Genomic DNA, 14,691 nt, shown 5'->3' on the forward strand with positions numbered 1-14,691 from the left:
CTGCGGGAACCGGTGAAGCCCACGGCCTTGATCCGCGGATCGCTGACCAGGCCCTGACCCACTTCACGACCGGAGCCATAGAGCAGCGAGAACACGCCTTCGGGCAGCTCGCAGCGGGCCACCGCCTTTTGCACCGCGCGACCGACCAGCTCGGAGGTGCCGGGGTGGGCCGAGTGGGCCTTGACGATGACCGGGCAGCCAGCGGCCAGGGCCGAGGCGGTATCACCACCGGCTACCGAAAAGGCCAGCGGGAAGTTGGAGGCGCCAAATACTGCCACCGGCCCCAGCGGGATCTGGCGTTGACGCAGATCGACCCGGGGCAGCGGCTGACGCTCGGGCAGGGCCGGATCATGGCGCACGTCCAGCCATTCGCCGGCACGCACGACGGAGGCGAACAGCCTGAGCTGGCCGCAGGTACGTCCGCGCTCGCCCTGGAGGCGGGCCTGGGGCAGGCCGGATTCCTGCATGGCGCGTTCGATCAGGGCATCGCCGAGGGCTTCGATTTCATCGGCGACGGTCTCGAGGAAGGTCGCACGGGCCTCGAGGCTGGTCTCGCGATAGCGATCGAAGGCGGCCCAGGCCAGCTCGCAGGCCTGGTCGACTTCGGCCTTCGAGCCGGCGGCGTAGCCGGGCTCCAGGGTCTCGCCGGTGGCCGGATTGATGGCATGGATGGCCTTGCCGCTGGCCGCCACGGCCTGGCGGCCAATGAGTTGCTTGCCTTGCAGAGTCATGAAAAGGTCTCCTGTGATGGGTCGCGTGCGCGCTGACAGCGGACTATCAACGTGCTGTCAGCGGACTGTCAGCGCGCTATCAACGCACTAGGGCCGGACGCTTGGGATCAAACTCCCAGCCGTCGATCAGATACTGCATGGCCATGGCATCGTTACGGCTGGTGACATCCAGACGCTGGTACTTTTGGTGGGCTTCCATCAGCTTGTCATCATCAATCTCGACGCCAAGGCCAGGGGTGGTCGGGACCTTCAGCTTGCCGCCCTCGATCTTGAACGGGTGCTTGGTGATACGCTGCCCGTCCTGCCAGATCCAGTGTGTATCAATGGCCGTGATGTTGCCGGGGCACGCCGCCGCAACGTGGGTCATCATGGCCAGCGAGATATCGAAATGGTTGTTGCTGTGGGAGCCCCAGGTCATGCCCCACTCATGGCACAGCTCACCCACCGCTACCGCTCCCTGCATGGTCCAGAAGTGGCAGTCCGCCAGCGGAATGTCGACCGCGTTAAGCTGCACCGCCAGCTTCAATTGGCGATAGTCGGTGGCGATCATGTTGGTCGCGGTGGCAAGACCGGTACGACGCTTGAACTCGGCCATGGTCTCGCGCCCGGAGTAGCTGCCTTCCTGACCGCAGGGGTCTTCAGCATAGCTCAGGATATCCTTGATCGGCTCAAGCACGCGTACCGCCTCCTCCAGCGACCAGGCGCCGTTGGGGTCCAGGGTCAGACGTGCGTCAGGGAAGGCCTCGTGCAGGGCTCGGATGCAGTCGGCCTCTTCTTCGCCGCGCAGCACCCCGCCCTTCAGCTTGAAGTCCTTGAAGCCGTAGCGGTCGTAAGCCGCCTTGGCCAGATTCGCCACCGCCTCAGGGGTCATCGCCTTCCGGTAGCGCACCTCATCCCAGGCGTCTACCGGGTCAGCCACCTTGGGATAGGGCAAGTCGGTCTTGTCCGGATCCCCCAGCAGGAACAGATAGCCCAGTGCCTCGACCTCATCACGCTGGCGTCCGTACTGGCCCAGCAGATCCGCGACCGGCATCCCGAGTGCCTGACCGAACAGGTCATAGAGCGCCGACTCGATGGCGGTGATCACGTGCACTGCCACCCGCAGATCGAAGGTCTGGCGACCGCGCTCTTCCGGGCCATTGCGAGACAGCACCTGGCGAGCCTGGCTCAGTACCTGCTTGACCTCATTGACTCGGGCCCCTTCCACCAGGGAGCGACACTGCTCGAGCCCCTTGAGGATACCGTCGCTGGAGGGAATCTCCCCCACCCCGCGATTGCCTGAGGCGTCTTCCAGCACCAGCACGCAGCGAATGAACCAGGGCGCATGTCCGCCGCTCAGGTTCAGCAAAAAACCGTCTTCACCGGCAACCGGCACGATGTTCATCTTGGTGATCTTGGGGAACATGACTACATGGCCTCTTGGTCGTTCGAATCGAAAAGGATGAAGCGCTCAGGTCACCGGCGCAGGGTTGAACAGCACCAGGTCGTTGTAGAGTCCCAGGCGGTCAGCGGCGACCTGGTGGCGTCCGCTGGCGACCTCGAGGATCAACTCGAACAGCTCCCAGCCGATGTCCTCGATGCTGGCCTCGCCGGTGGCAATGCGCCCGGCATCCAGGTCAATCAGGTCGTGCCAGCGCCGTCCCAGCGTGGAGTTGGTGGACACCTTGATCACCGGCGTCATCGCCAGGTTGTAGGGCGTTCCACGTCCGGTGGTGAACACCTGAAGATTCATGCCTGCTGCCGCCTGCAGGGTGCCGCAGATAAAATCGCTGGCGGGAGTGGCGGCAAAGGTCAGGCCGCGCTTGCGCAGGCGCTCGCCAGGGCCGATGACATCCACAATGGGGGAGTTGCCGGACTTGATCACCGACCCCAGCGCCTTCTCGACGATATTACTGAGCCCACCTTTCTTGTTGCCCGGTGATGGGTTGGCGCTGCGATCTGCCTGGCCTTGGGCGAGATAGTCGTCGTACCAAGCCATCTGGTCGATCAGCGCCTGGCCAACCTGGCGGTCGACGGCTCTCGGCGTCAACAGGTGGATGGCATCACGCACCTCGGTCACTTCGGAGAACATCACACTACCGCCGGCCCTTACGATCAGGTCCGTGGCAAAGCCTACCGCCGGATTGGCGGTCACCCCGGAAAACGCATCACTGCCGCCACACTGCATGCCCACCGTCAGCTCGGACACCGGGCAGGTTTCGCGACGACGCCGGTTCAAGCGTTCAAGGTGGCGCTCGGCCATTTCCATGATGCCTTCGACCATCTCGCCGAAGCCCTCGAAGGACTCGTGCTGCAGGCTAAGCACATTGGCATCGTCGTTGGTCTCGTCGTGCGTCAAGGCATCGGCGCTGCGCTCGAAGATCTTGACCGGCTCATCGTCGATCAGGGTCGAGGGCTGGAGCTTCTCGCAGCCCAGGCCGATGACCATCACCTCGCCACCAAAATTGGGGTTACGCGCCAGGTTCTTGAGCGTGCGAATCGGCACTATCGCGGCAGGCGCGCCGATGGCAACGCCACAGCCGTAGCTGTGGTTAAGCCCAACCACGTCATCGACATGGGGAAAGCGCGGCAACAGTTCGCGCTTGATCCTGGCCACCACGTGATCCACCGTTCCCGCCACGCACTGCACGCTGGTGGTGATTCCCAGCACATTGCGTGTGCCGACGCTGCCATCGGGATTGCGAAACCCTTCGAAGGTATAGCCTTCCAGAGGCTCCACGGGAGGCGCTTCACGGGTCGCCAGCGGCAGTTCATCAAGGGTTGGCGGGATCGGTAGCCGGACGTTGTTCTCGTTGACATGGCCACCACGAGCAATGGCGGACAGCGCCGTGCCGATGACCTCGTTGTAGCGAATGATCCGCTCGCCCTCGTCAATATCGGTCAGCGCCACCTTGTGGCCCTGGGGGATATCCACGCCAAGCACCACTCCGTCGTCCAGTCGCGTACCGGCAGGCAAGCCGCCCTGGCCGACCACAATCGCTACGTTATCGCTGGGATGGACGCGGATGACACGGCTTTGATTCACCTGGTTGTTAGCCGTCATGGCGATCTCCTTGCTGGGTGCTGCCGGTGACCTGGCTCAGCTCCATCTTCTGGCGCGCACGACTCTTCAGTCCAAGCACGATGGAGAAGCCAATCGACGCCGCGATCAACAGCCACAGCACCACCGCAATGGGGCTCTTGGTAAAGAAGATGGAGTAGGTGCCGAAGGACTCGAGGCTCTTGACGAAGTAGACCTCGGCGGAGCTACCCAGGATAAAGCCGATGATCAGCGGCGCGACCTCCAGTCCAATCTTCTCGATCAGATAGCCAAAGATGCCGAAGATCAGCAGCGTCCAGACATCGAACATGATGCCGTAGTTGATCGCGTAAGCGCCCACCACACACATCATCACGATAATGGGATACAGGATGTACTTGGGCACCAGTACCACCCTGGCGATGTACTTGATGGCGTAGAACATCAGGAAAAACATGACGACGTTGGCAAACACCAGCGCGATCATCATCACCGTCCAAGTATCCTGGTTTTCAGGAATGAACAGCGGCCCGACCTGGATCCCCTGAAGGGTGAAGGCACCAATCAGCACCGCCGTAGTGGAGTCACCGGGAATCCCCAGGGACAACAGCGGTATCAGTGCGCCACCAGTGAGTGCATTGTTGGCCGACTCCGAGGCAATCAACCCCTGGGGCGCCCCCTTGCCCATCTCGCTCGAGTCCCGAGACAGGTTCTTTTCCTGGGTGTAGGCCAGTACCGAAGCAGCGCTGCCGCCGACTCCCGGCAGCATGCCAACGAAGGTGCCGATAAACGAGGAGCGTGTCAGGTTGGTAAGGCGCCCCTTGAACAGCCCAAGGGAAAAACCACCGCCTTTACCCATGTCGAGCTTGGCGCCGGACAGGCCGCTTTTCACGCCCTTTTCCGCTTCCAGCAGGATCGTCGAGATACCAAAGATCCCGATCAATACCGGCAGCAGCGAGAAGCCATCCACCAGATAGGGCTCAAGAGCATCAAACATCAAGCGGGTCTTGCCGTTGCCGCCATCAGACAGGCTGTAGGTACCGATCAGACTGAGCCAGATACCGATAACGCCGCTGAAGATGCCAATCAGCATGTTGCTCGACATCGACGCAATCACCGTCAGCGCCAGCAAGATAATCAGAAACTTCTCGACATAGGAGAACTTGATCGAGAATTCCGCCAGCAGCGGGGCAAAGAAGAACAGCACCATCGCACTGATCAGCCCCCCCACCAGGGAAGACACCACGCAGACGCGCAACGCCATTTCCCCCAGCCCCTTCTGGGCCATGGGATAACCATCGAACGTCGTGGTGATGGAGGACGGCGTTCCCGGAATATTGAGCAGCACGGCAGGTACCATGCCGCCGGAAATGCCGCCGACATAGAGACCAAGCAACAGCGCCAGGCCGTGCTCCAGTCCGAGGGCATAGGTCAGTGGCAGGCACACCGCCACCGCCATGGTCGCGGTCATGCCGGGTATGGCGCCGAAGATGATACCAATCAGCGTGCCGATCGATGCTAGCAAGAAAAAGGTGATATCGAGGTAGGACAGGATTTCCATGGGTCAACGCTCCCCTACGGCAAGGTGATGTAGAACAGCTTGGCGAAGATCAGCCAGGCCAGGGATGGCGCCACCACGGCATTGATGGCAGCGGTGATCACCTTGCGGCGGGTTCGGGTATGCATGTACATCATCGACATCAAAAACAGAAAGACGATGGACACGAACAAGAAGCCATAGCCGGTGTAGGGAAACAGGTTGCCCACCACTGACATCAGCGCGAAATAGCCGACAATCAGCACCAGCGTGCCGAAGAAACGAACTCCATCCATGGACTCGCCGATGATCGGCAGCGTCTTTTCTCCGCGCTTGACCGCGGCGAGAAAGGGCACAAGACGAAACACCACGACCAGGGCAAACAGCAGTGCCAGCGCCCAATGAATGATCGTGGGAAAAAACAGATGAGACGAGTCGAAGTCGATCGACACACTCAGCGGGGAGGTTTCCATAGCGGCTCCGTGAAGGCCTGTCGGGAGAGCCTTGCAAGATGAGGTGACAGTGAAGGCGCCGGCGACGGGTCGCCGCCGGCCCTTCTCGATCGGTCAGCAGATCACGGCTTGATGCTGTCGATGATCTCGGCGTAACGATCTGCCTTTTCGCGCAGGTGAGCCTGGGCTTCGTCGGACGGCATGAAGTCGGGGATAAAGAACGACTGCTTTTGGGTTTCCTGGATCTCGCCCTCGGCGTAGATCTCGGCCAGGGTGGCGTCGATCTGCTCGACGATCTCGGGATTCATGTCCTTGTTGTAAAGGAAGAAGAATTCCTTATCGAAGGCGAAGTTCCCGGCGTCGCCCATGGTCACTTCGACGTTGGGCTCGACGAACTGAAGCAGGGTCTCGCGATCGGTCTGACCCAGTCCCTCTTCATGGGCTTGCTGCAGCGTGTCGTGACGCGCCGTCAGCCAGACAAAGCGCATCGCCTTCTGGTCATCTTCTGGCAGGCGGGTGTACTGCTCGTTGGCCTGCACCGAGCCATTGATCAGGTCAGCCTGGTCATCAAACAACAGCTGGTTCTTGTCTGCCTGGGAGCCGGTGTTCACCGCTACCAGGTTCTCCTCACTGCCAGGGTGCTCGATGCGAATCGCATTCTTCAGCGCGGTGTAGCCGATCTCCGAGACGCCACCCGGTTGAATGGCCACACGTACCGTCTCGCCGCTGCCTACCGCCTCGATGATGTCGTCCAGGCTTTGGTACGGCGAATCCTTCGGTACCAGGTAGGCGTTGCCGGGATTGATGGCGATGGTCGGCCCGATGATGTAGTTCTCGAACGGATCCTTGTAGCCCTCGACACCATACTGATTACCCAGATAGGCCTGATCGTGGAAGATCATCAGGGTATTGCCACGGGGGTCACGATCCAGGGCTCGATAGGCGGCGCTGACACCCACCGCATCAACCTTCATGTTCAGGTCCAGCGCCTCGGACAGCTGGTCGACCACGATGGCGGAATTCTGGTAGGTATCGCCCCCGGTGGAGCTCGAGCCGATGACCACGCGAATGTTGCCGCGCAGCGGGCCGTCAGCGGCCAGTGCCACGCTGCTCGACAGGGCCATAGAGGCCGCCAGAGCGGTGGTGGCCAGGGTAATGGAGAGTCTTGGCATGCTCATGGAGTCACCTGATTGAAATGGTTGTGGGTGGCTTCGTGCTTGGCCCTGCAAGCAGGGCCGGGGGCGGATATTCCGCCAGGAGAATCAGAAGGAACGGGCGCGCTCGATCAGCTGTTCGAGCTGCTTGCGCTCGTCCGCCGTCGGCATCTCGAGCGGCGCACGCACAGAGCCGGACGAACGGCCGATCAGGTCGGTGCCGGCCTTGATCAGGCTGACCGCGTAGCCAGCCTTGTTGTCACGCAGGGCAACGAATGGCAGGAAGAACTCGCGGGAGATCTTGCGCACAGTGTCGGTATCACCGCCGCGCAGTGCCTTGTAGAAGGTCACCGCCATGTCCGGGACGAAGTTGAACACCGCACTGGAATAGGTATTCACCCCCATGGCCAGGTAAGACTCGGCGATGATCTCGGCAGTCGGCACTCCGCCCACGTAGGCCAGGCGTTCGCCGACGGTCTTGATCACCCGGTTGAGCGCCTGCATGTCGCCCTTGCCGTCCTTGAGCCCTACCAGATTGGGATGGGCATCGGCCAGACGCTTCACCGACTGAGGGTTCAGCACCCCATTGCCACGGTTGTAGTAGATCACGCTGATGCTGGTAGACGCACAAATCTGTCCGGCATACTCCACCAGGCCGTCCTGGGGACACTCGGTAAGGTAAGGAGGCATCAGCAGAATGCCGTCGGCTCCCTCTTCTTCTGCAATGCGGGCGAATTCACTCCCGGTCGCCACGCTGAGGCCTGCGCTGGCAATCACCGGCAGCTTGCCGTCAACCACTTCCACTGCCAGCCGCACAATCTCACGAAACTCCTGGATCGAGAGATTGAAGAACTCTCCCGTGCCGCCAGCCACGAATACCGCCGAAATCTCGTGGCTGATAAACCACTCAAGGCGCTGACGATAGCTGTCGGCATCAAAGCGGCCCTGGTCATCAAAATCGGTGACGGGAAATGACAGCAGACCATCGCTGATCGCCTGCTTGACCTGTGCATGGGTAAATTTCACCGGGACGTCCTCCTGTCTTCATGTCGTTGCGTCTTCGCAACACCTGTCGCATCACACTTCACATGGCGAGACGTGAGGGTCTCGACGCCCTCAAGTCATACATCATACAAAGTACAAGCTAGACACTTGCGTCCTGACTGACAAGAGGCGTTATGGTAGATTGAGACCAAAGTTCAAGGCGCGCACCCAGCTCCGTCGTGGGACATCTCATGGACGAATCAGCGCCTGACACGGAGGCTTTCAAGCGCACCCATGACCCTGCTCGACGTCTTTGTCTCGACGCTGAACATCAGCCTGCCGGTATTCGCCATGGTGTTTATCGGTATCGGCCTGAAGCGCCTGGGCTGGATCGACCAGTCCTTCGTCAACACCGCCTCTCGGCTGGTCTTCCGCGGCACCCTGCCGGTCATGCTGTTCCTCAGCCTGATTCACACCGACATCGCCCAGACCCTCAACCCTTGGATGCTGCTCTATTTCGGCCTGGCCACCTTGGCGAGCTTCATCCTCAGCTGGGGCTATGCCGCGCTCAAGGTCAAGCGCCATCGGCGTGGCGTCTACGTGCAAGGCGCCTTCCGCGGCAACTGCGGGGTGGTGGGGCTCGCACTTGCCGCCGGCATGTACGGTGATGTCGGGCTGTCGTTGGGCAGCTTGCTGCTGAGCGTGGTGATCTTGAGCTACAACATCCTGTCGGTCGTGGTACTGGCTGCCTACCAGCTGGATGAGCATGGCGAGCGTCGGGCCATCGACTGGAAGAGCATCCTCCGCCACATCCTGACCAACCCACTGATCCTGGCCGTGGTGGCGGCATTACCGCTGGCGGCCCTGGGCATTCAATTGCCCGCCTGGCTCGAAACCAGCGGTGACTACTTTGCTTCCTTGACGCTGCCCCTGGCCTTGATCTGTATCGGCGCCACCATCTCGACCCGAGCGCTGAAAAACAGTTACCGCACCGCCGTCAGCGCGAGCCTGGCGAAGATGGTGGTGATTCCGCTCCTGGCAACCCTGGGGGCCATGGCGGCAGGGTTTCGCGGGCCAGAGCTCGGCGTGCTGTTTCTGTACTTCGCCAGCCCCACCGCCGCCGCCGCCTTCGTCATGGCCAAGGCCATGGGCGGCGACGAGACGCTGACCGCCAATATCATTGCCTTGACCACCCTGATGGCCAGCATCAGCGTGACGCTAGGCGTGTTTATCCTGCGGATCAATGGGCTGATCTAATTCAGAGGCTGGCCCAGGGGCTGGCTTAGCGGCTGGCTTAGCGGCTGGCCTGCGTGCCCTCGACCACCTCGAACTGCTCGATGCCGCCGCCCTCGCGGGTCGCTTCTGCGGGCAGCGGGTTGGCGTGGGCGCGCTTGAAGTCATCGCTGCCGACCCAGGCACGAAAGGCGGCCTGGCTTTCCCACTCGGTTTCCACCACGTATGGCGCCTGGTTACCGAGTGGGCGCAGCACACGCATGGCAATGAAGCCTGGCTGCGCGTCGATCTCACCGGCTCGACGACGAAAGCGCTCTTCAAACTCCGCCTCGAAACCCTCGTTGACATAGATACGATTGTTGACGATAAAACTCATGGTCATTCCTGTGGCGAGAAAGTGAGCCGCCCAGGGCGGCAGACGTACGCAAGGACATCAGGCAAGCGAAGCCGGGTGGGTCATGGACACCAAGCGCGCGCAGCCCGCGGCATAGATATCCGCCTCCAGCTCCGCTATGGCGGCAGTGGAAAAGCCCACTCCGGCCTGCTCTCGACCCTCGACCAGCAGCCCCGTCAGACATGCCACCAGCGGCATATGGCTGACCAGCAGCAGCGGCGCCTCACCGGCGTTGAGGGTCAGCCAGTCCACCGCTGCCTCGGGCGGGTCATCCGGCGTGATGATCTCCAGGGTATCCATGCTGATGTTGCCCGGTAGCATCTCCATCACCAGCGCCGCCGTCTGATGGGCGCGGACGAACGGGCTCGCCAGGATCCGCAGGTTCGCCACATCGATATCGCTGCGGTCGGCCAGCCAGCGACCCATGGCACGTGCCTCATCTTCTCCGCGCTCGGTCAGACGTCGCTCGTGATCAGGATAGCCAGGGGCAGCCTCACCGTGACGCATGATCAACAGCTCAGCCATGACGAGCCTCCGTGTCACGACGGTCCTGCTTGACGTCTTCCCGTGGAAGCACAAACTCGACGTCGCTGCTCTGCTCGTTGCGCATCAAGAGCTTGGCCATGTCTCTGGCCGGGACACCGCGGAACAACACCTGGTACAGGCCCTCCGCCAACGGCATGTAGACCCCTTCGGCATCGGCCTTGTCACGTACCAGCTTCACGGTATTGACGCCTTCGGCCACCTGGCCAAGGGATGCCACCGCATCGTCGAGGGACTGCCCCTTGCCCAGGGCAAAGCCGACGCGATAGTTGCGCGACAGCTCCGATGAACAGGTCACAATCAGGTCACCCACTCCAGCGAGTCCGAGGAACGTCATGGGGTTGGCCCCCTGAGACACCGCGAAGCGGCTCATCTCGGCCAGCGCCCGGGTCATCAGCATGCTGCGGGTGTTTTCCCCCATGCCCAGCGCCGCGGCCATACCGGCGGCGATGGCATAGATGTTTTTCAGCGCGCCGCCAAGCTCCACGCCATAGCGATCATTGCTGGCATAGACACGGAAGTAGTCGCAGCCAAGCACCGCTTGAACACGGGCACGGGTCTCGGCGTCGTGGCTGGCAATCACGGTGGCGGTCAGCTGTTTCTGAGCCACCTCCGATGCCAGATTGGGTCCAGACAGGACGCCTACGTGGGTAAAGCCGGTCTCATCCTCGAGAATCTGGCTCATCAGCTTGAAGCCTTCTTCCTGGATGCCCTTGGTGGTGCTGACCAGGATCTGCTCCGGCGTCAGAAAGGTGCGAGCTTGTCTCACGACGTCGGCAAACGCCTTGGAAGGAATCGCTACCAGCACCAGGGAGGCCCCCTCCAGCACCCACTCAAGCTGCGTGGACGCCTCTACCCGAGGATTGATGGCATAGTCGGGCAAGTAGCGGGGATTGCGATGATCGCGGTTGATGCTGTCTACCAGCGAGGCATCCCTAAGCCACTGGCGCACCTGACAGCCGTTATCGGCCGCGATACTGGCCAGCGCCGTGCCAAAACTGCCCCCTCCCAGCACCGCTACCCGGGTGTCCTTGTCGGTCATGCTCGCTCCGCAGTCGATGAGTCCACAAGGATTGTACCGAATAATAGACCCGCAGCGAGACGCATCATCCAGACCTTGCCTACCCCATACCGAAAAACGACAACGCCCCTTCAGCAGGGGCGTCGGCGGGCCCCTCAAACAAAGAGGGGCGGCATCGGGCCCCTCAAACAAACAGGGGCGGCGGCGGGCCCCTTAAGCAGCAGGGGCGTCGGCGGGCCCCTTAAGCAGCAGGGGCCTCTCAGATCAATCGATCAACGGTACCAGCGAATCAATGCTGGCTCGTGCATCGCCGTAGAACATCCGCGTGTTTTCCTTGTAGAACAGCGGATTCTCGATACCGGAATAGCCGGTACCCTGGCCACGCTTGCACACGAACACCTGCTTGGCTTCCCACACCCTGAGTACCGGCATGCCGGCAATGGGGCTGTTGGGATCTTCCTGAGCCGCCGGGTTCACGATGTCGTTGGAGCCAATGATGATCACCACATCGGTAGAAGCGAAGTCATCATTGATTTCGTCCATCTCCAGCACGATGTCGTAAGGCACCTTGGCCTCGGCCAGCAGCACGTTCATGTGGCCAGGCAGGCGTCCCGCTACCGGGTGGATGCCAAAGCGCACTTCCTTGCCGGCAGCACGCAGCTTGCGCACCAGCTCGCTGACAGCATTCTGCGCCTGGGCCACCGCCATGCCGTAGCCCGGCACGATGATGACGCTGTCGGCATCATTGAGGGCACTACCCACGCCGCCCGCATCAATGGCGATCTGCTCGCCCTCGATCTCCTGAGCCGGCCCCTGAGTGCCACCGAAGCCCCCCAGGATGACGCTGACGAAGTTGCGGTTCATCGCCTTGCACATGATGTACGAGAGGATGGCACCGGAAGAGCCGACCAGGGCACCGGTGACGATCAGCAGATCATTGGACAGGGTGAAGCCGATGGCGGCCGCGGCCCAGCCCGAGTAGCTGTTGAGCATCGACACCACCACCGGCATGTCCGCACCGCCAATCCCGAGGATCAGGTGCCAGCCGATAAAGAACGCCAGGGCAGCGATCAGCAGAAGCGTCCAGAAGCCCGCACCATTGAGGTAGGCAATGGCCAGTACCAGCGAGAGTGCGGCAGCACCGGCGTTAAGCGCATGGCCGCCGGGATACTTCTTGGGCTTGCCGTCGATCTTGCCGGACAGCTTGCCAAAGGCGATCACCGAGCCGGTAAAGGTTACCGCACCGATAAACACCCCCAGCACCACCTCGACCTGGAGGAAGGTCAGCTCCGCCGCGGTCTTGTGGGCCAGGGTGGCAGCAAAGGCGGACAGACCGTCGAGGGACTCGCCTGCGGCCTTGAGATCCAGCACTCGGGCACGCTCCATTTCGGCGTTCCAGCCGACGAACACCGCCGCCAGACCGACGAAGGAGTGAAGAGCCGCCACCAGCTGCGGCATCTGTGTCATCTCGACCCGCTTGGCCACCAGCGTGCCGACGACGGCACCGATGATCATCATCGGAATCATCAGCCAATAGTTGCCGATGTTCGGGCCCAGCATGACCGAAAACACGGCCAGCGCCATGCCGACGATGCCATACCACACCGCGCGTTTGGCCTTCTCCTGGTTGCTGAGTCCCCCCAGCGAAAGGATAAACAGCACACTCGCCGCGATCGCCGCGGCGGTTACGAATTGTTGTCCTAGCATTTCGTCTCTCCGCGGTTCAGGACTTCTGGAACATGGCCAGCATCCGGCGTGTCACCAGAAAGCCACCCACGACGTTGATGGAAGCGATCAATACCGAGATGGCTGCCAGCAGGGCGACCAGCCAGCTGCCGGATCCCACCTGAAGCACGGCGCCGAGAATGATGATCCCGGAGATCGCGTTGGTCACCGCCATCAGCGGCGTGTGCAGAGAATGACTGACGTTCCAGATCACCTGGAAACCGACGAAACACGACAGCGCGAAGACGATGAAGTGCTGCATGAAAGAGGCCGGTGCCACCAGGCCCAGCAAGCCCATAATGACGCCGCCGACCACCAGCATGGTGACCTGGCTCTTGGTCTGCTTCATGAAGGCAGCGTGCTCAGCAGCCTTGCGCTCTTCCGGAGTCGGCTCCTTTTCCTTCGGCTTGGGCTTGGCCGCAGCAATCGCCTTGACCTTGGGCGGCGGCGGCGGAAAGGTGACCTCGCCCTGGTGGGTCACGGTGGCCCCACGGATGACATCATCTTCCATGTCATGAACGATCTGCCCGTCCTTCTCCGGGGTCAGGTCGGTCAGCATGTGGCGGATGTTGGTGGCATACAGCAGCGACGACTGGGTGGCCATGCGCGACGGGAAGTCGGTATAACCGACCACGATAACGCCGTTATCGGTGACAACGCGCTCGTCGGCCACGGTCAGGTCACAGTTGCCCCCCTTCTCGGCGGCCAGATCGACCACCACCGAGCCGGGCTTCATGGCCTTGACCATATCCTCGAGCCACAGCTTGGGCGCTGGGCGTCCAGGAATCAGGGCGGTGGTGATGACGATGTCCACCTCGGGTGCCTGCGCCCGGAACAGCTCCAGCTGCTTCTCGCGGAACTCGGGGCTCGAGGGGGCAGCGTAGCCACCGCTTTCGGAGCCATCCTGGGAGTCCTCGAAGTCGAGAAACAGGAATTCCGCGCCCATGGACTCGATCTGCTCGGACACTTCCGGACGGACGTCGAACGCGCGCACCACGGCACCCAGGCTGGTGGCGGTACCGATGGCAGCAAGACCCGCGACACCGGCACCGATGATCAGCACCTTGGCCGGCGGCACCTTGCCGGCGGCGGTCACCTGGCCGGTAAAGAAGCGGCCAAACTGATTGCCCGCCTCGATCACTGCGCGATAACCCGCGATGTTGGCCGTGGAAGACAGGGCATCCATCTTCTGGGCGCGGGAAATCCGCGGCACCATGTCCATGGCAATGACGCTGGCGCCCTTGTCCTTGCAGGTGTTCAGCATGTCTTCATTCTGGGCCGGCCAGAAGAAGCTGATCAGCGTCTGGCCAGAGCGCAGCAGATCGGATTCCTGCTGCTGAGGCTCCCTCACCTTGACGACCACATCGGCCTGCTCGAACACCGCCTCCATGCTGTCGACGATGGTGACGCCAGCCGCTTCATAGGCCGCATCATTGAATCCGGCCAGCTCACCCGCGCCTGTCTCGATCAGGCATTCGTGCCCCAGCTTCTGAATGTGTCCGGCGCTTTCGGGCGTCAGCGCTACCCGCGCCTCGCCCTTGTGCCGTTCCCTCGGTGCTCCAATCTTCACAATGGATCTCCCATGTGGCCAACGTTATAGCGATTGCTTGTTATGGGTTCTTGTTATTGTCGTTTGCACCAGTGTTACCTCTACTGGCCGGTCTGCACAAGAGGGCAACGACAGTAAATTGTGCAGTGCAGCGTTAAAGCAAGCACCTGAATCCATTAAGAGAACCGGCGACATGCGGGGTGTAAGCTTATGCCCTGCCGAGCGTCGAAGCCCGCCCTGTTCGGCGGCGTGGCGTGATCACACCACCTGTTGCGACAGTGCCTGCTACCCCGCGGGAGGTACCCTCATCACCACGATGCGACTTTCGTCGCATACCCCGCACCGAGTC

13 protein-coding genes are annotated in these 14,691 nt (G+C 61.7%); 1 reads left to right on the top strand and 12 read right to left on the bottom strand.

All coding sequences use genetic code 11. The features are described from left to right. The 7 genes from KUV41_RS01860 to kdgD all read right to left on the bottom strand — a co-directional run. Positions 1-731 (bottom strand): aldehyde dehydrogenase family protein (locus KUV41_RS01860; RefSeq protein WP_222483896.1); only part of this gene is annotated, 731 nt, incomplete at its 3' end. 79 nt (positions 732-810) lie between these two features. Next, entirely contained in the window at positions 811-2,136 is a 1,326-nt protein-coding gene (locus KUV41_RS01865; protein ID WP_222483897.1) for a glucarate dehydratase family protein, read from the bottom strand. Between the two features lie 45 nt (positions 2,137-2,181). After that, complete coding sequence (garD, locus tag KUV41_RS01870; RefSeq protein WP_222483898.1) at positions 2,182-3,774, bottom strand: galactarate dehydratase; 1,593 nt, start codon at positions 3,772-3,774, stop codon at positions 2,182-2,184. Further along, positions 3,764-5,311, bottom strand: coding sequence for a tripartite tricarboxylate transporter permease (locus tag KUV41_RS01875; RefSeq protein WP_206940895.1), 1,548 nt, complete (start codon positions 5,309-5,311; stop codon positions 3,764-3,766). Before KUV41_RS01875 ends, garD begins: the two co-directional genes overlap by 11 nt. Before the next feature lie 14 nt (positions 5,312-5,325). After that, positions 5,326-5,760 carry a tripartite tricarboxylate transporter TctB family protein gene (locus tag KUV41_RS01880; RefSeq protein WP_222162874.1) on the bottom strand — a complete coding sequence of 145 codons (435 nt, stop codon included), beginning with the start codon at positions 5,758-5,760 and terminating at the stop codon, positions 5,326-5,328. Between the two features lie 101 nt (positions 5,761-5,861). Next, positions 5,862-6,917, bottom strand: coding sequence for an ABC transporter substrate-binding protein (locus KUV41_RS01885; protein WP_222162873.1), 1,056 nt, complete (start codon positions 6,915-6,917; stop codon positions 5,862-5,864). Positions 6,918-7,001: 84 nt separating this feature from the next. Beyond that, a complete protein-coding gene (kdgD, locus tag KUV41_RS01890; RefSeq protein WP_206940901.1) occupies positions 7,002-7,919 on the bottom strand; it encodes a 5-dehydro-4-deoxyglucarate dehydratase in 918 nt (305 codons plus the stop codon). A gap of 252 nt (positions 7,920-8,171) precedes the next feature. On the opposite strand from kdgD, the gene KUV41_RS01895 reads away from it, so the two are divergent. Next, positions 8,172-9,134, top strand: a complete 963-nt coding sequence (locus KUV41_RS01895; RefSeq protein WP_222162872.1) for an AEC family transporter — start codon at positions 8,172-8,174, stop codon at positions 9,132-9,134. A gap of 37 nt (positions 9,135-9,171) precedes the next feature. On the opposite strand, the gene KUV41_RS01900 is transcribed toward KUV41_RS01895, so the two are convergent. The 5 genes from KUV41_RS01900 to KUV41_RS01920 all read right to left on the bottom strand — a co-directional run bounded on the left by KUV41_RS01900 (position 9,172) and on the right by KUV41_RS01920 (position 14,363). Beyond that, positions 9,172-9,486, bottom strand: coding sequence for an antibiotic biosynthesis monooxygenase family protein (locus KUV41_RS01900; protein ID WP_206940905.1), 315 nt, complete (start codon positions 9,484-9,486; stop codon positions 9,172-9,174). Positions 9,487-9,543: 57 nt separating this feature from the next. Next, positions 9,544-10,029: a phosphohistidine phosphatase SixA gene (sixA, locus tag KUV41_RS01905; RefSeq protein WP_222483899.1), complete on the bottom strand. Its 486-nt coding sequence runs from the start codon at positions 10,027-10,029 to the stop codon at positions 9,544-9,546. Beyond that, on the bottom strand, positions 10,022-11,089 hold the full coding sequence (locus KUV41_RS01910; protein ID WP_222162869.1) for an NAD(P)H-dependent glycerol-3-phosphate dehydrogenase: 1,068 nt from the start codon (positions 11,087-11,089) through the stop codon (positions 10,022-10,024). The genes sixA and KUV41_RS01910 overlap by 8 nt, the downstream gene beginning before the upstream one ends. Before the next feature lie 243 nt (positions 11,090-11,332). Beyond that, a complete protein-coding gene (locus tag KUV41_RS01915) occupies positions 11,333-12,775 on the bottom strand; it encodes an NAD(P)(+) transhydrogenase (Re/Si-specific) subunit beta (protein WP_206940911.1) in 1,443 nt (480 codons plus the stop codon). A 16-nt stretch (positions 12,776-12,791) separates the two neighbouring features. Next, positions 12,792-14,363, bottom strand: a complete 1,572-nt coding sequence (locus KUV41_RS01920; protein ID WP_222162868.1) for a Re/Si-specific NAD(P)(+) transhydrogenase subunit alpha — start codon at positions 14,361-14,363, stop codon at positions 12,792-12,794. Between the last annotated feature and the right edge of the window lie 328 nt (positions 14,364-14,691).

Origin of the sequence: Halomonas sp. DP8Y7-1, from assembly GCF_019801685.1 — a bacterium.
In the GTDB taxonomy this organism is placed as follows: Bacteria; Pseudomonadota; Gammaproteobacteria; order Pseudomonadales; family Halomonadaceae; genus Halomonas; species Halomonas litopenaei_A.